General features: G+C 64.5%; 15 protein-coding genes and 3 rRNA genes. 4 read left to right on the top strand and 14 right to left on the bottom strand.

Translation table 11 applies throughout. The annotated features are described in order from the left end of the window. Window positions 1–946 precede the first annotated feature (946 nt). The 8 genes from rrf to AXZ95_RS01350 all read right to left on the bottom strand — a co-directional run bounded on the left by rrf (window position 947) and on the right by AXZ95_RS01350 (window position 11,718). A 5S ribosomal RNA gene (gene rrf, locus AXZ95_RS01385) occupies window positions 947–1,063 on the bottom strand. A 134-nt stretch (window positions 1,064–1,197) separates the two neighbouring features. Further along, window positions 1,198–4,311, bottom strand: a 23S ribosomal RNA gene (locus tag AXZ95_RS01380). Window positions 4,312–4,724: 413 nt separating this feature from the next. Then, window positions 4,725–6,248 (bottom strand): 16S ribosomal RNA (locus tag AXZ95_RS01375). The 16S, 23S and 5S rRNA genes sit together here, the layout of an rRNA operon. A gap of 696 nt (window positions 6,249–6,944) precedes the next feature. After that, window positions 6,945–8,015, bottom strand: coding sequence for a c-type cytochrome biogenesis protein CcsB (ccsB, locus tag AXZ95_RS01370; protein ID WP_018189199.1), 1,071 nt, complete (start codon window positions 8,013–8,015; stop codon window positions 6,945–6,947). A 9-nt stretch (window positions 8,016–8,024) separates the two neighbouring features. After that, window positions 8,025–9,653, bottom strand: a complete 1,629-nt coding sequence (locus tag AXZ95_RS01365; protein ID WP_018189198.1) for a cytochrome c biogenesis protein ResB — start codon at window positions 9,651–9,653, stop codon at window positions 8,025–8,027. Further along, the gene (locus AXZ95_RS01360) at window positions 9,637–10,377 is read right to left on the bottom strand and encodes a cytochrome c biogenesis protein CcdA (RefSeq protein ID WP_018189197.1); all 741 of its coding nucleotides are present in this window, start codon (window positions 10,375–10,377) and stop codon (window positions 9,637–9,639) included. Before AXZ95_RS01360 ends, AXZ95_RS01365 begins: the two co-directional genes overlap by 17 nt. A gap of 1 nt (window position 10,378) precedes the next feature. After that, window positions 10,379–10,996: a TlpA disulfide reductase family protein gene (locus tag AXZ95_RS01355; protein WP_018189196.1), complete on the bottom strand. Its 618-nt coding sequence runs from the start codon at window positions 10,994–10,996 to the stop codon at window positions 10,379–10,381. Then, window positions 10,993–11,718: a histidine phosphatase family protein gene (locus tag AXZ95_RS01350; RefSeq protein ID WP_018189195.1), complete on the bottom strand. Its 726-nt coding sequence runs from the start codon at window positions 11,716–11,718 to the stop codon at window positions 10,993–10,995. The genes AXZ95_RS01355 and AXZ95_RS01350 overlap by 4 nt, the downstream gene beginning before the upstream one ends. 152 nt (window positions 11,719–11,870) lie before the next feature. On the opposite strand from AXZ95_RS01350, the gene AXZ95_RS01345 reads away from it, so the two are divergent. Then, entirely contained in the window at window positions 11,871–12,629 is a 759-nt protein-coding gene (locus AXZ95_RS01345; RefSeq protein WP_051087265.1) for a JAB domain-containing protein, read from the top strand. On the opposite strand, the gene aspS is transcribed toward AXZ95_RS01345, so the two are convergent. Continuing rightward, complete coding sequence (gene aspS, locus AXZ95_RS01340; RefSeq protein ID WP_043742007.1) at window positions 12,559–13,887, bottom strand: aspartate--tRNA(Asn) ligase; 1,329 nt, start codon at window positions 13,885–13,887, stop codon at window positions 12,559–12,561. The genes AXZ95_RS01345 and aspS overlap by 71 nt on opposite strands. 73 nt (window positions 13,888–13,960) lie before the next feature. On the opposite strand from aspS, the gene AXZ95_RS01335 reads away from it, so the two are divergent. After that, window positions 13,961–15,145 (top strand): acetyl-CoA C-acetyltransferase, encoded by a 1,185-nt coding sequence (locus AXZ95_RS01335; protein ID WP_018189192.1) that lies wholly within the window; start codon window positions 13,961–13,963, stop codon window positions 15,143–15,145. 47 nt (window positions 15,146–15,192) lie between these two features. Here the strand turns inward: AXZ95_RS01335 and AXZ95_RS01330 are convergent, their stop codons facing one another. Genes AXZ95_RS01330 through AXZ95_RS01320 form a run of 3 tightly spaced genes read right to left on the bottom strand, consistent with a single transcriptional unit; the run spans window position 15,193 to window position 18,849 of the window. Then, a complete protein-coding gene (locus tag AXZ95_RS01330; RefSeq protein WP_018189191.1) occupies window positions 15,193–16,320 on the bottom strand; it encodes a bifunctional 2-methylcitrate synthase/citrate synthase in 1,128 nt (375 codons plus the stop codon). A 57-nt stretch (window positions 16,321–16,377) separates the two neighbouring features. Beyond that, the gene (prpB, locus tag AXZ95_RS01325; RefSeq protein ID WP_018189190.1) at window positions 16,378–17,277 is read right to left on the bottom strand and encodes a methylisocitrate lyase; all 900 of its coding nucleotides are present in this window, start codon (window positions 17,275–17,277) and stop codon (window positions 16,378–16,380) included. Further along, the gene (locus AXZ95_RS01320; protein WP_018189189.1) at window positions 17,278–18,849 is read right to left on the bottom strand and encodes an MmgE/PrpD family protein; all 1,572 of its coding nucleotides are present in this window, start codon (window positions 18,847–18,849) and stop codon (window positions 17,278–17,280) included. It lies immediately after the preceding gene. Between the two features lie 31 nt (window positions 18,850–18,880). Between AXZ95_RS01320 and AXZ95_RS01315 the strand changes: the two genes are divergently transcribed. Then, window positions 18,881–19,519: a LysE family translocator gene (locus AXZ95_RS01315; RefSeq protein ID WP_018189188.1), complete on the top strand. Its 639-nt coding sequence runs from the start codon at window positions 18,881–18,883 to the stop codon at window positions 19,517–19,519. Between the two features lie 58 nt (window positions 19,520–19,577). On the opposite strand, the gene AXZ95_RS01310 is transcribed toward AXZ95_RS01315, so the two are convergent. Beyond that, complete coding sequence (locus tag AXZ95_RS01310; RefSeq protein WP_018189187.1) at window positions 19,578–20,108, bottom strand: YbhB/YbcL family Raf kinase inhibitor-like protein; 531 nt, start codon at window positions 20,106–20,108, stop codon at window positions 19,578–19,580. Between the two features lie 9 nt (window positions 20,109–20,117). Continuing rightward, entirely contained in the window at window positions 20,118–20,894 is a 777-nt protein-coding gene (locus AXZ95_RS01305) for a polyprenol monophosphomannose synthase (RefSeq protein WP_020076069.1), read from the bottom strand. Window positions 20,895–21,047: 153 nt separating this feature from the next. On the opposite strand from AXZ95_RS01305, the gene AXZ95_RS01300 reads away from it, so the two are divergent. Then, complete coding sequence (locus AXZ95_RS01300; RefSeq protein WP_018189185.1) at window positions 21,048–21,935, top strand: rhodanese-related sulfurtransferase; 888 nt, start codon at window positions 21,048–21,050, stop codon at window positions 21,933–21,935. Window positions 21,936–21,951 lie beyond the last annotated feature (16 nt).

Below are 21,951 nucleotides of genomic sequence, written 5' to 3'. Positions count from 1 at the left end.
CTGACGGTCGTTACGGAACCCACCGGAACGCGACCCATCACCGGATCGGCTCGGCCGATCGTTGCTCCGGCCGCGGTCTCCGCCGGCGCGGTACCGGTCGCCGCCATCGCCGCGCGGCTTCCACTCGCGCGACTGCCGATCGTCACCACGCGGCTTCCACTCGCGCGAGCGTCCATCGTTGTCACCACGCGGCTTCCACTCGCGGGCGGGACGCCCGTCGTTGGATCGCGGCTTCCACTCGCGGGCAGGGGCCTCGTTCGATCGCGGCTTCCACTCGCGGGCGGGACGCCCGTCGTTCGCACGGGGCTGACGGTCGTCGCGCGAACGTCCGCGGTCCCGGTCGGATCCACCGCGTTCCGGGCGGTCTCCGCGGTACTGAGGTGCGCCGCCGCGGTCGGAACGATAGCCGCCCGAACGACGCTCGTCCGAACTGGAGCCGCCGTCGCGGTTGTTACGCCAGGTGCCGCCACCCGATACCGAACGGTCGCGGGATGCGCCGCCACCGGCACGGGGTCGACCGCCGTGGTCTCCATCGTTCCGGTTGGGACGGTACCCGTCTCCGCCGGTCCGCGGACGGCCAGTGTCTGCGCGGTCGCCACGGGTACGGTCGCCGTCGCCGCTGCGCGACGGACGGTATCCGTCGCCTCTCCGCGGTGCGCGACCGCCCTGATCTCCGTCACGGGAGGAGCGATACCCGCCGTCCTCGCGCGGGCGCCGGCTCTGGCCCGAGCCGCCACGATCCGGTCGGTACCCGGCGCCGTCGCGACTCGATCGGTCGGGCTGCTGGCGCCGCGGTCGCTCGTTCCGGGCGTTCTCGTCTGCCGGTGTGTCGCTCACGGCTTCTCCTGTCGAGTCGGCGGGTCGAGCCCAGCCTATGCTTCGTGCTGCTACTGACCCCGTTAACGCGAAATGGCCACCCATCACTGGGTGGCCATCTCACAAAGAAGTCCGGCGGTGTCCTACTCTCCCACAGGGTCCCCCCTGCAGTACCATCGGCGCAGAGAGTCTTAGCTTCCGGGTTCGGAATGTAACCGGGCGTTTCCCTCTCGCTATGGCCGCCGAAACACTATTGATGTATCAAAGTGAACGATCAAGCTTTAGCTTGAATCAGTTCTCGACCGTACATCGAGAACCACATAGTGGACGCGAACAATCTTGGCCCCTCATAGCTGCCTTACAACGTTTATGAGAGTGGTGATTATCAAGTTATCGGCTTATTAGTACCGGTCAGCTCCATGGGTCTTTAGTCCCCACTTCCACATCCGGCCTATCAACCCAGTAGTCTAGCTGGGAGCCTCTCGCCCGAAGGCATGGAAATCTCATCTTGAGGCCGGCTTCCCGCTTAGATGCTTTCAGCGGTTATCCATCCCGAACGTAGCTAACCAGCGGTGCTCTTGGCAGAACAACTGGCACACCAGAGGTTCGTCCAACCCGGTCCTCTCGTACTAGGGTCAGATCCTCTCAAATTTCCTACGCGCGCAGCGGATAGGGACCGAACTGTCTCACGACGTTCTAAACCCAGCTCGCGTACCGCTTTAATGGGCGAACAGCCCAACCCTTGGGACCTACTCCAGCCCCAGGATGCGACGAGCCGACATCGAGGTGCCAAACCATGCCGTCGATATGGACTCTTGGGCAAGATCAGCCTGTTATCCCCGAGGTACCTTTTATCCGTTGAGCGACAGCGCTTCCACAAGCCACTGCCGGATCACTAGTCCCGACTTTCGTCCCTGCTCGACTTGTCAGTCTCACAGTCAAGCTCCCTTGTGCACTTACACTCGACACCTGATTGCCAACCAGGTTGAGGGAACCTTTGGGCGCCTCCGTTACTTTTTGGGAGGCAACCGCCCCAGTTAAACTACCCACCAGGCACTGTCCCTGAACCGGATTACGGTTCTAAGTTAGATATCCAGAGTGACCAGAGTGGTATTTCAACATTGACTCCACCGACACTGGCGTGCCGGCTTCAAAGTCTCCCACCTATCCTACACAAGCCACACCGAACACCAATACCAAGCTGTAGTAAAGGTCACGGGGTCTTTCCGTCCTGCTGCGCGTAACGAGCATCTTTACTCGTAGTGCAATTTCGCCGAGTTCGCGGTTGAGACAGCTGGGAAGTCGTTACGCCATTCGTGCAGGTCGGAACTTACCCGACAAGGAATTTCGCTACCTTAGGATGGTTATAGTTACCACCGCCGTTTACTGGGGCTTAAATTCTGAGCTTCGCCGAAGCTAACCCTTCCTCTTAACCTTCCAGCACCGGGCAGGCGTCAGTCCGTATACATCGTCTTGCGACTTGGCACGGACCTGTGTTTTTAGTAAACAGTCGCTTCCCACTGGTCTCTGCGGCCTTCAAACGCTCCAGGAGTAAATCCCTTCACGCCTCAGGCCCCCCTTCTCCCGAAGTTACGGGGGCATTTTGCCGAGTTCCTTAACCACGATTCTCTCGATCTCCTTGGTATTCTCTACCTGACCACCTGAGTCGGTTTGGGGTACGGGCGGCTGGAACCTCGCGTCGATGCTTTTCTTGGCAGCATAGGATCACCCATTTCGTCAATGAAGACTACGCATCGTGCCTGGGCCTATATGAGAGACGGATTTGCCTATCCCTCGGCTTACACACTTACACCGGGACAACCATCGCCCGGCTGGGCTACCTTCCTGCGTCACACCTGTTAATACGCTAGCCGCACCAGCATGGGGTCGAGCGTTAGGCCCGGACCTTCACCCCGAAGGGATCCGTGTCCAGGATTAGGACTCTTAGCACCACTGGATTAGCTTGGGCGGTTCTTCGCCGGTACGGGAATATCAACCCGTTGTCCATCGACTACGCCTGTCGGCCTCGCCTTAGGTCCCGACTTACCCAGGGCGGATTAGCCTGGCCCTGGAACCCTTGGTCTTTCGGAGGACGGGTTTCTCACCCGTCTTTCGCTACTCATGCCTGCATTCTCACTCGTGTGGCGTCCACGGCTGGTTTACACCGCCGCTTCACTCGCCACACGACGCTCTCCTACCCATCAACACGGCTGGACCACGAAGGCCTACCAATAATGTCAATGCCACAACTTCGGTGGCGTGCTTGAGCCCCGTTACATTGTCGGCGCGGAATCACTTGACCAGTGAGCTATTACGCACTCTTTCAAGGGTGGCTGCTTCTAAGCCAACCTCCTGGTTGTCTGTGCAACTCCACATCCTTTCCCACTTAGCACGCGCTTAGGGACCTTAGTTGGTGGTCTGGGTTGTTTCCCTCTCGACGATGAAGCTTATCCCCCACCGTCTCACTGCTGCGCTCTCACTTACCGGCATTCGGAGTTTGGCTGACGTCAGTAACCTTTTGGGGCCCATCGGCCATCCAGTAGCTCTACCTCCGGCAAGAAACACGCAACGCTGCACCTAAATGCATTTCGGAGAGAACCAGCTATCACGAAGTTTGATTGGCCTTTCACCCCTATCCACAGCTCATCCCCTCAGTTTTCAACCTAAGTGGGTTCGGTCCTCCACGACGTCTTACCGTCGCTTCAACCTGGCCATGGATAGATCACTTCGCTTCGGGTCTAGGACATGCGACTGAATCGCCCTATTCAGACTCGCTTTCGCTACGGCTACCCCTCACGGGTTAACCTCGCCACATATCGCTAACTCGCAGGCTCATTCTTCAAAAGGCACGCTGTCACCCCTACAAGGAGGCTCCAACGGTTTGTAAGCAAACGGTTTCAGGTACTATTTCACTCCCCTCCCGGGGTACTTTTCACCTTTCCCTCACGGTACTTGTCCGCTATCGGTCATCTGGGAGTATTTAGGCTTATCAGGTGGTCCTGACAGATTCACACGGGATTTCTCGGGCCCCGTGCTACTTGGGATACTCTTCGCGCCATTGGACCATTTCGGCTACGGGGTTGGCACCCTCTATGACTGGCCTTTCAATACCATTCGCCTATGATCCTTTGTAACGCTTGCAGTTCGGCAGAAGCTGCTGAAAAGTCCCGCAACCCCGACCATGCAACGCCTGCCGGCTATCACACATGATCGGTTTAGCCTCTTCCGGGTTCGCTCGCCACTACTAACGGAATCGCTTTTGCTTTCTCTTCCTGTGGGTACTGAGATGTTTCACTTCCCCACGTTCCCTCTACCCGCCCTATATATTCAGGCGGGAGTCACTGGGTCACCCAAAGGGCCCAGCGGGGTTTCCCCATTCGGAAATCCTCGGATCAAAGTTCGCTTATCAACTCCCCGAGGCTTATCGCAGATTGCTACGTCCTTCTTCGGCTCCAGATGCCAAGGCATCCACCGTTTGCTCTTAGAAACTTGAAATCACATGAGTTTGAATCGATCGGCCCATCCGAAGATGAGCAGATTGACCAATGATCTAATAAATCAGATCATCTTTTGTGATCCGAACCCGAAGGTTCGAATCTAAGATGCTCGCGTCCACTGTGTAGTTCTCAAAGTACGGGCGGTACCTTCTCCGCCGGCCGAGTTATGACCGACAAGAAAAGGTCCAGAGGATTCGGTTCTCATCTTTTCCGATGAGGTCCGGTCCCTCAGGACCCAACAGCGTGCATGTGCGAAGCTTTGCAGTCCGAACCGTTCCTATCCCGAAGGATGTACTGAGTTCGAGCCGATCGGCTCCGCACCAATGTCAATGTTCCACCCATGAGCTAACCGGCTGAGACGTTCGCTCAGATCCGGCGCCTGGACACCCGAGGGTGCCAGTTGCTCCTTAGAAAGGAGGTGATCCAGCCGCACCTTCCGGTACGGCTACCTTGTTACGACTTAGTCCTAATCACCGATCCCACCTTCGACGGCTCCCTCCACAAGGGTTGGGCCACCGGCTTCGGGTGTTACCGACTTTCATGACTTGACGGGCGGTGTGTACAAGGCCCGGGAACGTATTCACCGCAGCGTTGCTGATCTGCGATTACTAGCGACTCCGACTTCATGAGGTCGAGTTGCAGACCTCAATCCGAACTGAGACCGGCTTTTTGGGATTCGCTCCACCTTACGGTATTGCAGCCCTTTGTACCGGCCATTGTAGCATGCGTGAAGCCCAAGACATAAGGGGCATGATGATTTGACGTCATCCCCACCTTCCTCCGAGTTGACCCCGGCAGTCTCCTATGAGTTCCCACCATTACGTGCTGGCAACATAGAACGAGGGTTGCGCTCGTTGCGGGACTTAACCCAACATCTCACGACACGAGCTGACGACAACCATGCACCACCTGTTTACGAGTGTCCAAAGAGTTGACCATTTCTGGCCCGTTCTCGTATATGTCAAGCCTTGGTAAGGTTCTTCGCGTTGCATCGAATTAATCCGCATGCTCCGCCGCTTGTGCGGGCCCCCGTCAATTCCTTTGAGTTTTAGCCTTGCGGCCGTACTCCCCAGGCGGGGCGCTTAATGCGTTAGCTGCGACACGGAAACCGTGGAATGGTCCCCACATCTAGCGCCCAACGTTTACGGCGTGGACTACCAGGGTATCTAATCCTGTTCGCTCCCCACGCTTTCGCTCCTCAGCGTCAGTTACGGCCCAGAGAACTGCCTTCGCCATCGGTGTTCCTCCTGATATCTGCGCATTCCACCGCTACACCAGGAATTCCATTCTCCCCTACCGCACTCTAGTCTGCCCGTACCCACTGCAGGCCCGAGGTTGAGCCTCGGGTTTTCACAGCAGACGCGACAGACCGCCTACGAGCTCTTTACGCCCAATAATTCCGGACAACGCTCGCACCCTACGTATTACCGCGGCTGCTGGCACGTAGTTAGCCGGTGCTTTTTCTGCAGGTACCGTCACTTTCGCTTCTTCCCTACTAAAAGAGGTTTACAACCCGAAGGCCGTCATCCCTCACGCGGCGTTGCTGCATCAGGCTTGCGCCCATTGTGCAATATTCCCCACTGCTGCCTCCCGTAGGAGTCTGGGCCGTGTCTCAGTCCCAGTGTGGCCGGTCACCCTCTCAGGCCGGCTACCCGTCGTAGGCTTGGTGGGCCGTTACCTCACCAACTACCTGATAGGCCGCGAGTCCATCCTTGACCGAAATTCTTTCCACGTACAGGAGATGCCTCCGTACGTCATATCCGGTATTAGCTTCCGTTTCCGGAGGTTATCCCAGAGTCAAGGGCAGGTTACTCACGTGTTACTCACCCGTTCGCCACTAATTCCCCAGAGCAAGCTCCGGGTTCATCGTTCGACTTGCATGTGTTAAGCACGCCGCCAGCGTTCGTCCTGAGCCAGGATCAAACTCTCCGTAAAATGTTTAGCTCCACGATCGCAAGCGACCGGGAAACATAGTGCAGGCTTGGACAGGAAATATGTCCGCGCACTGCGAGTTTGTCTTGACTAGTTTCGAATATCTACTGACATTCTGTTTCTAATCCAAAGGAATCTCGCATCGACCACTAGACTAGGTCTAGACAGTCAATGCCGAGGTTGTTTGGCATTTGACATTGTGCACGCTGTTGAGTTCTCAAGGATCGGACGCTCTCGCCTTCCAGCCTGTCGGCTTTCTCTGCGAGGCAACTTCTCTACCTTACCACTCTCAGTCAGTTTGTCAAGTCGGCGTTTCGTGTTCCTCGTTGGCCCGATATGTGGTGGGCACAACCGATCACACGATCCGAACCGGTTAGACCTGCTCAGTGAGTGGGTGTTAATCCTAAGCGCAGCAACCGAACTAATTCAAGTTCAGGTTTACCGCTAGGCTAAGGATTTGGTCCCGCTTGAGGCCGGGGAGCTCTTCCGCTCTCCCGCACCTTTGGGGTGACAAGTAAGTACTTTACGCAGGCCTCCGTAGACGTGCAAATTCCGCCCGCAGCCCGGGCGTGTCGCGCTTGACATCCCCGGAATTCCGCGGATCTGCCCGGCGGCGTCTCTGTCGAGGCCCCATACGCGAGAACCCCCTCGAAGCCGAAGCTCCGAGGGGGTTCTGTCCGTGTGGCGGGATGTTCGGGCTCACAGTCCCGAGTAGGCGTGCAGGCCGTGGAAGAACACGTTCACGATCCCGAAGTTGAAGAGCACGGCCGCGAAGCCGATGATCGCGAGCCATGCGGACCGCGACCCGCGCCATCCACGAGTTGCGCGTGCGTGGATGTAGCCGGCGTAGATCACCCAGATGATGAACGTCCACACTTCCTTGGTGTCCCAACCCCAGTACCGGCCCCACGCCTTCTCGGCCCAGATGGCACCGGCGATGAGCGTGAAGGTCCAGGCGATGAAGCCGACGATGTTGATCCGGTACGCCAGGTTCTCGAGAGCGACCGAGCTCGGAAGAGTGGCCAGGAAGCGGAACTGCTGCGGGCGCGACTCGGCGACTTGCCGTTCCCGGCGGTATTGCAGCAGCTGCAACCCCGACAGCGCGAACCCGAGCGCGAAGAACGCCGTACCCAAGACGGCCACGATGATGTGGATGACGAGCCAGTACGACTGGAGCGCCGGCTGCAACGGGACGACGGGTACGTAGTACCGCAGCAATGCGATCCCCTGCAGCACCAGCACCAACCCGAGCACGAACGTTCCGACGTACTTGATCTGCCACTTGAGGTTGGCCACCAGGAACACTCCGATGATGACGAGTGTCCCCGTCATCGAGAACTCCCACATGTTGGCCCACGGCACGCGAGCGGCGGCGATGCCTCTTAGCACGACCGCGACCAGGTGGAACGCGAAGCCAATGATCGTGAGCGCGAACGCCCACCTCATCGAGACCGAGTTCGCCGACCCGTTCACCAGGTCGTCCTCGACCCGGCTGCTGATCCGCGACGACAGACGGCCGAGCGCGGAGGACGGCTCCGGCGGCGCATCGCTCGCTCCGCCGCCGCCGATCACGGTCGTCGTGGGGGCCCCCACCGGGGCGGCCACCTCAGCTCGGCGCGCCACCGCGCTCGGAACAACGGCGGCCTCGACCGCTGTCGCTCGTGCCCCACGGCGCGCGAGGTCGAGCGCGAAGGCGATGAACGCCGCCGCGTAGAGTCCCATCGCCGCGTACAAGAACACGGTCGACAGCTGAGCGAGTGTCTCGGTCACAATGCAAGCCTAAGTCTTCGGGGAGCCGGCCAGGGCTCGGGAGTGCTGATCGGCGACCGCGGTCACGGCCGCCAGGAGGTTGGGGTCCTCGCCGCGGGCGAGCCCGGCGTACTCGAGCGTCAGTGAACCATCCGGGTTCTCCACCGCCTTCACCCAGAGCCGGCGCCGGGGTACGAACAGCGACGTGAGCAGCCCGGCGAGGATGAGGATTGCGAACACCAGCACCCAGATCTGGGCCGGATCGTGGTGCACCTCCAGGGTCGCGAACCGCTTGACGCCGTCGAGGGAGATCGTGCCGAGCCCGTTCGGCAGCTCCACCGTCTGTCCCGGCTTCAGCTGAAGGGCCTTCGTCTTGGTCGGCGGGCCGGCCAGCTGCTCCAGAGTGTCGGTGTTGAGGCTGTAGACGGACTGCGGGACGCCGTCATCGACGCCGAGATCGCCCGCGTAGACATTCAGGCTCAAGACGGGATCGTTCAGACCGGGGAACTTCGACGCCAACGCGCCTCCGCCGGTCGAACTCTCCGTGACGGTCGGGTAGAAGAACCCGATCATCCCCACCTGCTGCTTCAACCCGTCCGGCACCTTCACGAAACCGAGCGACGTCAGGTTGGGGTCCGCCTGTGGGATGAACGGGACCGAGTCGTTGAACACCACCTTGCCCGCCGGGTCCTTCACCGTGATCGTCGGTGCGTATCCGTTGCCCAGGAGGTACACGTTCGTCCCGCCGATCGCGAGCGGCTCGTTCACCTTGATCGTGGTGTCGGAGGACGCATCCCCCGGTCCCGTCGTCTTCACATGCGCCGTGTAGTCGAGCGGCGTGCCGATCGCATCCCGGTTCTTGGTCTCGTACGCCACATCCAGCTTGTCCACCGCGATCGAGAACGGGACCAGCGACGCGTCGTTGAAGAACCGGCCCGGGTTGAACGAGTTGTACGACGGCAGGCTGTTCACGAAGCTCTGTCCCTCGACCACGATCTTCTGGCCGGTGTAACCGAAGCCGCCGCCCACGCCGATCGCCAGCAGCACACCGAGCAGGGCGATGTGGAAGACCAGGTTGCCGGTCTCGCGCAGATAGCCGCGCTCCGCCGAGACCGACGTCGACCGCGCGTCCTGGTACAGGGCCACCCGATAGCGATTCGCCTTCAGCACATCACGGGCGGTAAGGATCGGATCCGGCGCGTCCGGGCGGAGAGCCGCGGGCAGGATGCGCGCCTGGAAGCCGGACATACGTGTCAGGCGCACCGGCGTCCGCGGCGGCTTCGCGCGCATCGCCTCGAAGTGGTGCCGCGTGCGCGGGATGATGCAACCGATCAGGGAGGCGAAAAGCAGCAGGTAGATCGCCGAGAACCACACGGACGTGTAGACGTCGAAGAACTGCAGCTTGTCGAGCACGGGAGCGAGAGACGGGTTCTCGCTGAAGTACTTGGTGACGCCGTTGGGGTCGGAGCTCCGCTGCGGGACGAGGGACCCGGGTACGGCCGCGATCGCCAGCAGGAGCAGCAGGAACAACGCCGTGCGCATGCTGGTGAGCTGCCGCCAGAACCAGCGGATCCACCCGATCGGTCCCAGCTTCGGCTGGACGACCTCCGGGTCCTCCCGCTGGGGAGGCGCGTCGATGTGATCAGAGGGCCGGCTCAAAACCTTGGATCACCGCCAAGAACTGGGACATGAGCTCGCTCCAGAGACCGGTGACCATCAGGACCCCGATGGCCACGAGCAGGACACCGCCGATGATGTTGATGACACGGATGTGCCGCTTGATGAACGCGACGGAACCCGCCACCCAGTCGAAGCCGAGGGCCACGAGGAGGAACGGGATGCCGAGGCCGATGCAGTAGAACAGCCCGAGCAGAGCGCCTCGCCACGGCGAACCGCTTCCGACGCTCAATGCGCTGATGGCGGCGAGCGTCGGTCCGATGCACGGCGTCCATCCCAGTCCGAAGACGATTCCGAGAAGTGGGGCGCCGATCAGCCCGGTCGCCGGGCGCCACGACGGCTTGATGGTCCGCTGCAGGAAGGAGAACTGGCCGATGAACACCAGCCCCATGATGATGACGAGGGCTCCGAGCACGCGGACGACGACATCCTGCCAGCGCACCAGCCAGTAGCCGAGCGCACCGAACGCCGCTCCGTAGGCGACGAACACGATGGCGAACCCCAGGACGAACAGCGCCACACCGGTCAGCACGCGGGACCGATCGCGCTTCGCGCCTGGATCGCTCATCCCGCCGACATAGGCCAGATATCCCGGGACCAACGGGAGGACGCACGGGGACGCGAACGAGACCAGCCCCGCGAGGAGGGCGATCGGCAGCGCCAGCAGGAGCTGACCGCTGAAGACGATCTGACCGACGTCGCCCACGTCAGTTCTCGGCCACGGCGTCGGAGATGAGCGAGTCGAGGATGCTCTTGTCGGGGATCGCTCCGAGGATGCGCGCGGCGACGCGACCCTTCTTGTCGACGACCAGCGTCGTCGGCGTGGCCTTCGGCGGGACGGTCTTGCTGAAGGCGAGCAGGACGGACCCGGTGTCGCGGTCGAGCACGGACGGGTACGTGACGCCCTTCTCCTTCTCGAAGCTCTCCGCGGTCTGCGCCGAGTCGTACAGGTTGACGCCGAGGAAGCCGACGCCCTGCGCCTTGTACTTGTTGCTCAGCGATTCGAGATCGGGGGCCTCGACCCGGCACGGCGGGCAGCCGGCGTACCAGAAGTTCACGACGAGGACCTTGCCTGCGTAGTCGGCCGAGGACACCGTGCTGCCGTCCTGCAGTGTGCCCGTGAAGGAGACCGCCTCACCGCGGTTGCCGGCGGCGAACTCGCTGACCGTGCCATCCCCCGCGATGTAGTTCTGGCCGTTGCCGGAGCGGTACTGGTTCGCGAGGCTGTCGTTGGCGGTACAGCCGGAGAGCGCGAGCGCGGTCACCGCAGCGAGGGCGGCGGCGGGCAGCAGGATGCGCGAACGGAGACGGGACACGGTGCTCACACCGCCCCCACATCGGTGGCGGCGGCCTGGAGGCTTGCGGCGGGTTCGACGTAGCCGACCTCGACGAGACGCTGCGCTTCGGGGGTCCGGCCCGGGTGGATGGGGTTCTCGGTCGTGGTTTCGGCGCCGGCTGCGGATGTCGTGGTCGTGCTCGGCGACTCGGCGGTCACCCGTTCGAACGTCGTGATGCTCGACAAGGCGCAGCGGCGCTTGCGCGGATCGTGCGGGTAGCGCTCGCCGGCGACGGAGAGGTGAGCGACCCAGATCGGCAGCTGGTGACTGACCAGGACGACATCGCCCGACTCGACCGAATCGAAGGCGTCATGAATGGCGGCGAGCATCCGCCGCTCGATGCTCGTGTAGGCCTCGCCCCAGCTCGGGCGAAGCGGGTTCACGAGATAGGGCCAGTACTTGGGGTTGCGGACCGCGCGCTTCATGCGCGTTCCCTCGAAGCGGTTGGTCGGCTCGATGATCCGCTCGTCGATGATGGGATCGAGGCCGAAGGCTGCAGCCACCGGAGCCGCGGACTCCCGGGTGCGCTGGAGCGGCGAGACGCGGAGTGCGCTGATCGGACGGGACCGCTCGCGCAGGTCGTCGGCCGCGGCCTGGGCCATGCGGTGGCCGAGTTTGGAGAGGCCGAATCCCGGCAGCCTGCCGTACAGGATGCCGTCGGGATTGAACACCTCGCCATGACGGACGAGGTGAACCTGGCTCGCTACCACCGCTCCAGTCTACGGAGGGGGTTCCCTTGAATTCACTGAGCGCCCGCGGGGCTCGCGTGACAGGAACCGTCCACAGGCTGAGAGGACTCGTACTTCTCCACAGATTCCCGGCGTCGCGTCCGGTTCGTGGGCCGTCTTCGTAGCGTCGACTCATGGCCGACGAAGAAGAGGAAGTGGCTCTTGCGAACATCCCGAACCACGACCGCCCCCGTGAGCGGATGCGGCGACTGGGCGTCGGGTCCCTCACCGACGACGAGGTGCTCGCGCTGGTGCTGGGGTCCGGACAGACAGGACGCAGCGTTCTGGCGCTTGCTCGATCCGTGCTCCGCAGGACCGGCGGATTCCCGGGGCTGGCGACGATGGACTTCGCCCGGCTCGAACGCTTGCCGGGTGTCGGCCCGGCTACGGCCGGCCGGCTTGTCGCGATCATCGAGATCTGGCGCCGCGCCGGAGCGTCATCTGCCTGGACCAGGCTCACCGACCACAAGGCGGTCGCCGACGTCGTCCGCCCCGAACTCCTCCACCGCGACTCGGAGCGCTTCGTGGTGGTCGTCGCCGATCGTGCGTCGCGTCCGCTCGAGCTGGTGCTCCTACAGGACGGCGGTGTGGATGAGACCAGTGTCCAACCTGCGGACGTGCTTCAGGCGGTCCTCACGCGCGGCGGTCGATCATTCGCGGTCGCGCACAACCATCCGTCCGGCGTGCTCGACGCCTCCGTCGCAGACCTCATGCTCACCCGGCGACTCGATCAATCCGCCGCGACGCTCGGCCTGCGTTTCCTGGGCCACGTCCTGGTGGCGGGCGACAGCTGGACGGCTCTGCCCACCGCCGGCTCCGGCGCTACGGCGTCAGGCGGGTCGGCCCACGGAAGAGGTAGGTCGTCTCGCGCAGGTTCGAGAGGTGCAGCATGAGCATCAGCACGCGCGCCAGGCCCATGCCGAAACCGCCGTGCGGCGGGATGCCGTACCGGAAGAACGCCAGGACGTCCTCGAGCTCCTCGACCGAGAGGCCCTTCTCGACGGCCTGCTTCTCGAGGATGTCGACGCGGTGCTCGCGCTGAGCTCCGGTCGAGATCTCGACGCCGTTGAAGATCAGGTCGTAGCTGCGCGTGATCGACGGGTCCTCCGGATGACGCATGTGATAGTACGGGCGGATGCTCGCGGCGTAGTCCGTCAGGAAGACGAACTCGTGTCCGTAGGTCTCCTTGACGTACGCGGAGATCTGGCGCTCGCCCTCCGGGTCCATGTCGTCGTCCTCGCGCTGCACCTCGTAGCCGCGCTCGGCGACGATGCGCTTAGCCTCAGCGAGCGGGATGCGCGGGAACGGCGTCGACGGGACGGTGACCTCGACGCCGAAGAGGCGCTCGATCTCCTCGCCATGCTTCTCCTTGACGGCGGTGAAACCGGCGACCAGGAGGTCTTCGTGCACCTTCATGACGTCTTCGTGGCTGTCGATCCAGCTGATCTCCGTGTCGACGCTCGTGAACTCGGTGGCGTGCCGGCTGGTGAAGCTGGGGTCGGCGCGGAACGCCGGCCCGATCTCGAAGACGCTTCCGAATCCGGCCGCCTGTGCCATCTGCTTGAAGATCTGAGGGCTCTGAGCCAGATAAGCCGTGGTCTCGAAGTACGGCAACTCGAACAGCTCGGCGCGCGACTCGGAAGCCGAGGCCATCAGCTTGGGGGTGTGGATCTCGACGAATCCGTTCTCCACCCAGTACTGGCGGAGCGCGTGCTCGAACGTAGTCTGCACGCGGAAGATGAGGTTGTGGCGCGGGTCGCGCAGGTCGAGGAAACGCCAGTCCATGCGCTTGTCGATACCGCTGTCGGCGGCGATCGGCGTCTCAGGGATGGCGGCCGTCTCCACCTCGAGAGAGGTCAGCTTGATCTCGATACCGCCGAGCTTGACGCGCTCGTCGTGCTTCAGCTCCCCGGTGGCTCGAACGAAGCTGCCCTGCGAGAGGCCGGAGATGGTGGTGGCAGGCTCGTCCGCGATCACCGCGCCGTCGTCGCCGACGGTCCGCGGGTTGACCAGCTGGACGGCCCCCGACTCGTCGCGCAGAACGACGAACTGCACCTTCTTCTGGTCGCGGACAGTCTCGACCCATCCGGCGACGCTCACGGGGCCGTCGGGAAGAGCGGCCAGGTCCTTGATCAAAACGCGTGCAGTCACGAGCCCCAAGCCTACCGGTGCGCCCGTCGTGCGCGGTGTGACAATGGGAGGACAAGGCACGAAGGAGTAGCCCATGAGTACCGACGACGTCGTCATCCTGTCCGCCGCCCGCACCCCGTTGGGGAAGATCAAGGGGGCGCTCGCCTCGCTGACCGCGGTGCAGTTGGGAACGATCGCCGTGAAGCAAGCCCTCGAGCGGTCGGGGATCGGAGCCGAGGCAGTCGACACGGTGCTCTTCGGCCAGGTGCTGCAGGCCGGCGCCGGACAGAACCCCGCGCGCCAGACGGCAATCGGTGCGGGGATCGGCTGGGACGTGCCGGCAACGACGATCAACAAGGTGTGCCTGTCGGGCCTCGCCGCCGTGATCGACGCCGCACGACTGATCCGCACCGGGGAGGCGACGGTGGTCGTCGCCGGAGGGCAGGAGTCGATGACGAACGCGCCTCACATCCTGCCCGGCTCACGGCTGGGCTGGAACTACGGGTCCATTCAGGCGCTCGACTCGGCGGCTCACGACGGGCTCACGGATGCCTTCGACGGTATCTCGATGGGCGCCTCGACAGAGAGCTACACGGAGAAGCTCGGGCTGACGAGGGAGGCGCAGGACGACTTCGCAGCGCGATCGCATCAACGGGCGGGAGCGGCAGCCGACGCCGGAGTCTTCGACGACGAGATCGCGCCCGTCACCATCCCGCAGCGCAAGGGCGAGCCGCTCGTCGTGCGGACGGACGAGGGCGTCCGGTCGGATTCGACGACCGAGACGCTCTCGCGGCTGCGACCGAGCTTCGCGGAGGGCGGGACCCTCACCGCCGGCAATTCCTCCCCTCTCAGCGACGGCGCCGCGGCGCTGGTGCTGACCAGCCGCGAGAACGCCGAGCGCCTCGGCCTTCCGTGGCTGGCGCTGGTCGGGGCGAGCGGGCAGGTCGCCGGCCCGGACAACTCGCTGCACTCGCAGCCGTCCCGCGCGATCGACGCCGCCCTCAAGCGTGCGAACTGGGACGCGTCGGAGCTCGACCTGATCGAGATCAACGAAGCGTTCGCGGCCGTGGCGCTGCAGTCGATGGCCGACCTGGGGCTCGATCCGGAGAAAGTGAACCTGCACGGCGGCGCAATCGCGCTCGGACACCCGATCGGTGCGTCCGGCGCCCGGCTCGCCGGTCACGCGGCGCACGAGTTGGCTCGGCGTGGTTCCGGGCGAGCTGCGGTCGCTCTGTGCGGTGGTGGTGGGCAGGGCGACGCGCTGCTGCTCTATCGCTGATCGGACGCTGCCGGAGACTGTTCGCACTCGGAGTGCCGGCCGGAGGGTCAGCGCTCCAGGTGACGCTCCGCCGGGCCGGTGTACTGCGACAGCGGCCGGATCAACGAGTTGGCGGCGTACTGCTCGAAGATGTGCGCCGTCCAGCCGGTGACCCGTGCCGCCGCGAACAGCGGAGTGAACGTCTCGGTGTCGAAGCCCATCAGGTTGTAGGCCGGACCGGACGGGTAGTCCAGGTTCGGCTTGATGTTCTTGCGCTCGCCCATCGCGCTCTCCAGAGCGTCGTACAGGTCGAGGAGGTCGCGACGGTCGTAGTGCTCCGCGAGGACCACCAGCGACGCACGCATCGTCGGGACCCGGGAGTCGCCGTTCTTGTACACGCGATGGCCGAAGCCCATGATCTTGCGCTTCTCGGCGAGAGCCGCGTCGAGCCACTCCTCTGCGCGATCGGCGCTCTGGATCTCGTCGAAGGCGTGCATGACGGCCTCGTTTGCTCCGCCGTGGAGAGGGCCCTTCAACGCACCAACGGCACCGGTCACCGCCGAGTAGACATCCGAAAGCGTCGAAGCGATCACCCGAGCCGTGAAGGTCGACGCGTTGAAGGAGTGCTCCGCATACAGGACGAGCGAGACGCGGAACGCGTCCACGACCACGTCGTCCGGCACCTCGCCGAACGTCATCCAGAGGAAATTGCGCGAGTAGTCGAGGTCGTCGCGAGGCTCCACCACATCGAGACCGCGGCGGCGGCGCTGGATGTAGGCAACGATGGCGGGCAGCTGCGCGAACAGGTAGATGGCGCGGCCCTCGTTGAGTTCCGGGTCAAGGATGCTGTCGGGCTGCTGCAGCGTGGCGTCGAGGCCGCCCAGCTGGCTGACCGCGGTTCGCAGGGCGTCCATCGGGTGGGCCGACACCGGGATGTCATCCAGCGCGCGGCGCGTGCGGTCATCCAGTCGGCGCAGCGACCGCTCCAGGGACTCGAAGGCGACCAGCTCATCCGCAGTCGGCAGTTCGCCGTGCCACAGGAGGTAGGCGACCTCTTCGAACGAGCAGTGCTCGGCCAGCTCCTGGACCGGGTAGCCGCGATACAGCAGCGAGTTCGTCTGCGGGTTCACCGAAGAGATGGTCGTCGTGTCCACGACGACACCGGCGAGGCCCTTGTGGATCTCGGGGTCGGTCATGTGAGCTCCTTCGCTGCTGACGGGATGGCCGCCGGTGAGCGGCATCGAGAGAGGGCGCTACTTCCGCACGTCGAAGTTGTACACCGACGTGTCGAAGGCGTTGTAGCCCTCGTAGTCAATCAGGTCGTACAGATCGGCGCGATGCTGCATGTCATCCAGCATCGGCTTCAACGTCCCCTCGCCGACCAGTTGGTCGAGGCCACGCTCGGCGGCGCCCATCGCCAGGCGCAGAAGGGATACCGGCCAGATGACGATGTTCACGCCGACGTCACGCAACTGGTCGACGGTGAACAGGTCGCTCTTTCCGAACTCGGTCATGTTCGCCAGCACCGGCACGTCCACGGCTGCACGGACGGCCTCGAACTCGGACAGATCAGCCATCGCCTCGGGGAACAAGGCGTCGGCGCCGGCATCGACCAAGGCCTTCGCGCGGTCGATCGCCGCGGCGAGACCCTCGACAGCACGAATGTCCGTCCGCGCCATGATGAGGAGGTTGCTATCGCGCCGAGCATCCACGGCAGCCCGGATCCGCTTCAGAGCGGTGTCCTCATCCACAACCTGCTTGCCGTCGAGGTGACCGCACCGCTTGGGGTTGACCTGATCCTCGATGTGCAGGCCGGCGACGCCGGCATCCTCCAACGCCTGAACCGTGCGGGCGACGTTCATCGGCTCGCCGAAGCCGGTGTCCGCATCGACGAGCGCAGGCAGGTCCGTCATGCGCGTGATCTGCGCGGATCGGCCGGCGACCTCCGTCTGCGTGGTCAGGCCGATGTCCGGCAGGCCGAGGTCTGCGGAGAGGACGGCGCCCGAGATATAGACGCCCTCGAAGCCCTTGCGCTCGATCAGGCGCGCGCTCAACGGATTGAACGCCCCGGGCATGCGGATCAGCTCACCCGACGCCAGCCGGGCTCGGAACGCTGCACGCTTCTCGTGCGCGGGAACCGACGAATACAGCATTTAGAAGAGTCCCTTCGGCGCGGGGGTCGCGGCCAGAAGTCCGGGACGCGCGGTGATGGTGAGGCCGGCGAGTTCGGAGGCGCTCAGTTCGGGCAGGCGTTCGGCCAGCGCCAGGAATCGCTCGATCTCGTCCTGCTCCAGAACGTCGGCCGCGAGCATGCGGAACTTCGCGACGTAGTCCGCCCGGGCGAAGGGCCGAGCACCCAGCGGGTGAGCATCGGCCACGGCGATCTCGTCCTCGATGACCCGGCCGTCAGCCAGACGGATCACCACGCGACCACCGAAAGCCTTCTCCGCAGGGTCGGTGGAGTGGTAGCGGCGGGTCCACTCCGGATCCTCCGATGTCGTCACCTTCCCCCACAGCGCGACGGTGTCCGGGCGAGCCGCACGCGACGGCAGGTACGACTCCACGTGGTGCCAGCCGCCGTCCTGAAGGGCAACCGTGAAGATGTAAGGGATGCTGTGGTCGAGCGTCTCGCGCGATGCGGTCGGGTCGTACTTCTGCGGGTCGTTCGCCCCCGAGCCGATCACGTAATGCGTGTGGTGGGACGTATGGATGACGATGCTCTCCACACGAGACGGGTCGGCCACTTCCGGATGCTCGCGGTGCAGCTTCCTCGCGAGGTCGATCCAGGCCTGGGCCTGGTACTCAGCGGAATGCTCTTTGGTGTACGAGTCGAGGATCGCCCGCTTCGCCTCTCCTGCGTCCGGCAGAGGCACGTCGTACGACGCGTCCGGACCGTCGAGCAGCCAGGCGATCACGCCGTCCTCGCCCTCGTAGATCGGGGTCGGGCTGGTCTCGCCACGCAGCGCCCTGTCGATCGCCTCGACCGCCATCTTGCCGGCGAAGGCGGGCGCGTGCGCCTTCCAGCTGGAGATCTCGCCCTTGCGAGACTGACGTGTCGCCGTGGTCGTGTGCAACGCCTGTCCGATCGCCTGGTAGATCGTCTCGGCCGGGAGGCGGAGCAGGGTGCCGATGCCCGCCGCGGCGGACGGTCCGAGGTGGGCGACGTGATCGATCTTGTGCCGGTGCAGGCTGATCGCCCGAGCGAGGTCGATCTGGATCTCGTAGCCCGTCGCGATGCCGCGGACCAGGTCCCGCCCGGTCAGCCCATAAGCCCGCGCCGCGTGCTGCGCGACCGCGGTGATCGGAGGGATGTTGTCACCGGGATGCGAGTACTCGGCGGCGAGGAACGTGTCGTGGTAGTCCAGCTCCCGCACCGCGACTCCGTTGGCCCAGGCCGCCCACTCCGGCGAGACGCGGACGGTCTGCTGCTCACCGAAGACGGTCGAGCCGTCCTGCGGGTGCTCCACCGACTCGGTGAGTTCCTCCAACTGGCGGGACGGGATCGGGTGCGCGAGAGCCTGCGACCGCGCCGAGACCACCGGCCGTCGAGTCAAGGACGCTGCGGCGACGGCTGCGTTGTCGATCACCCGGTTGATGACCATCTCGGTGACGTCCGCATCCACCTCCACCGGGTCGGTCGCGACCTGCGCGATCTTCCACGCGAGCTGGTCCTGACGGGCGAGGTTCTCCTCGCTGCTGTGCACACGAACGTTGTGGAGCTTCACGTAACGAACCTACCTCCCCTACGCTCGGCTCATGGTTCCCGGCCCGTCGCTGCTCGCGTTCGCCCTCGCGTCGATCGCCCTCATCGTCATCCCCGGGCCGAGCGTGCTGTTCGTGATCGGGCGCTCTCTGGCGTTGGGAAGGCTGGGCGGTCTGCTCAGCGTCGTGGGGAACGCTCTGGGAATGCTCCCGCTCGTGATCGCCGTGGCCCTGGGGATCGGCGCGGTCGTCGCGCAATCCCTGGTCCTGTTCACGATCATCAAGTTCGCGGGTGCCGCCTACCTCGTCTACCTGGGCATCCAGGCGATCCGCCACCGGCGGCACACGGCGGTCACCCACGAGGCCGCTCCGCCCCGGCGATCCTGGATGCGCATCCTCGGCGAAGGATTCGTCGTCGGGCTGACGAATCCGAAGTCGCTCGTCTTCTTCGTCGCGGTGCTCCCGCAGTTCGTCGACTACCGCGCGGGCGGGATCCCCCTGCAACTGTTCGAACTCGGGGTGATCTTCCTCGTGCTCGCGCTGATGTTCGACAGCGTGTGGGCGCTCGCCGCCGGCACCGCCCGTCAGTGGTTCGGGCGCTCGCCCAAACGCGTGGAACGGCTCGGAGCGACGGGAGGCGTCCTCATGATCGGCCTCGGCGGTGTGCTCGCCTTCACCGGCGTCAAGCACTGAGAACGCCGCGAGCCGGCGCCAGCTCGATCGCTGACGCCGGCACGCTCACGAACTCCGATCAGATGTCTCCCGCGGTGGCGACGGGCGCGATCACCGCCCGGGCGAGCGTGTGGAAGTGCACGTTGAAGCCGAGAACAGCCGGCGTCGACTCGGGGTCGAGATCCAGGTGCTCGACGTCCAGGGCGTGGACCACGATGTCGTAGCGGTGGGTTCCCGTCCCGGGAGGAGGTCCGGCACCCGTGAAGCTCTTCGACCGCATCTCATTCGAGAGCATCGACGCGCCTGCAGGCAGGTTCGCTCCGCCCTCCGCGCCGGCGCCCGCCGGAAGCTCGGTGACGGAGGCAGGGATGTTATAGACGGCCCAGTGCCAGAAACCCGAACCCGTGGGGGCATCCGGGTCGTGGATGGTCACCGCGAAACTCTTGGTCTCCGCAGGGAAGCCACTCCACGAGAGCTGGGGCGAGACGTCGCCGCCGCCACCGCCCGCACCCCACTGGGCGCGGGACAGGGGACGTCCGTCGGCGACATCCTCACTGGACACGATGAAAAGGGGGACAGCGCCGAAGCGCTCCAGAGGATCGTTGGCCATACAGCCACGCTACGCCCGCGCGGCGGATTCCGTCTCCGCCGGCGACGGACGCCTGCGGAACCGTCGAGGCAGGCCGGTCAGACCCCACAGAGTCACCCTCAGCATCGCCTCCACGACGATCCCGCCGCCCATCTTCGACGCGCCGCGTTCCCGCTCCACGAAGGTGATGGGCACCTCGACGATCCGCAGGCCCGCGTCGTAGGCGCGACGCGTCATGTCGATCTGGAAGCAGTAGCCCTGACTCTCGGTGCGGTCGAAATGCAGCCGCCGCAGCGCGTCCGCGGTGAACGCGCGGTAGCCGCCCGTGACATCTCGTATCGGCAGCCCGAGAGCCAGCCGCGAGTACGTACTGCCCCCACGGGAGATCAGGCGACGACGAGCCGGCCAGTTCACCACGCCACCGCCGTCGACCCAGCGTGAGCCCAGGACGACATCGGCGCCGGTCGGCAGCTCAGGCGAGCGAACCGCCTCCAGAAGACGCGGCAGCTGCTCCGGCTGGTGCGAGCCATCGGCATCCATCTCCACCACGACTTCGTAGCCGGCGTCGAGCGCCCACTGCATCCCCGCTCGATAGGCGGCCCCCAGGCCGTCCTTCCCGGTGCGGTGCAGGACGTGCACGCTGGCGTCGGTCGCGGCGAGCGCGTCCGCCAGCTCACCCGTGCCGTCCGGCGAGTTGTCGTCGACGATGAGCACGTCGGCGTCCGGCACGGACGCGCGCACGCGTCCGACGATCGAGCCGACGTTCTCTCGCTCGTCATAGGTCGGGATGATGACCAGGGTTCGCAACAACCCGCCTTTCTGTCAGGGGCACGCCCCGGAGGAACGCATTCGACCCTGTCCTACCAGTCTGAACGGCAGGCGAACGAGACTGCGGGCGTTCACAGCCTCCACGATCCTACGATCGGGTCCACTCCGGAACCGCTCGCCTACGATGAGGCGGTGGCCGTACCCAAGATCCTGCTCTTCTACGTCTTCGCGCCGCTCGCCGACCCGGAAGCCGTCCGGCTCTGGCAGCGCGAACTGTGCGAACGTCTGGGACTGCGGGGGCGCATCCTGCTCTCGCCGCACGGGATCAACGGGACACTGGGCGGCGAGCTCGACGCCCTCAAGCGCTACCTTCGCGTCACCAAGGAGTACGAGCCGTTCCGACGCCTCGACGCCAAATGGAGCGAGGGTTCCGGCCTTGATGCGGACGGCGCGAGCATCGACTTCCCGCGCCTCTCGGTGAAGGTGCGCGACGAAATCGTCTCCTTCGGGGCGCCCGACGAGCTGGTGGTCGACGAGAACGGCGTGCTCGGCGGCGGCGAGCGCCTCGCCCCCGAGCAACTGCACGCGCTCGCCGCGGAACGCGACGACCTCGTCTTCTTCGACGGCCGGAACCGCTTCGAAGCCGGGATCGGCCGCTTCCGTGACGCGGTCGTACCCGATGTGGCCAACACGCGAGAGTTCGTCGCAGCGCTCGACAGCGGGGCCTATGACCACCTCAAAGACAAGGCCGTCGTCACCTACTGCACCGGCGGCATCCGCTGCGAAGTGCTGTCGTCGCTGATGCGCTCCCGCGGATTCCAGGAGGTCTACCAGCTCGAGGGCGGGATCGCCCGCTACGGCGAGACGTACGGTGACGACGGACTCTGGGAGGGTGCCCTCTACGTCTTCGACGGGCGAGGCTCGCTCACCTTCAGCGACCACGCCGCCGTCCTCGGGCGGTGCGTCACGTGCGGCGAGGCCACAAGCCGGATGCGGAACTGCTCCGACCCGGCCTGTCGCGAGCAGCTCGTGGTCTGCGACGACTGCGGGATCGCGACCTGCGAGGCCCACGCCGCCTGAGCGACGGCGAAACCGT

The organism is Leifsonia sp. 115AMFTsu3.1 (genome assembly GCF_004362795.1).
Classification (GTDB): domain Bacteria; phylum Actinomycetota; class Actinomycetes; order Actinomycetales; family Microbacteriaceae; genus Leifsonia.
The sequence above is the reverse complement of the archived record's forward strand: the minus strand, read 5'-3'. Positions and strand labels throughout refer to the sequence as shown.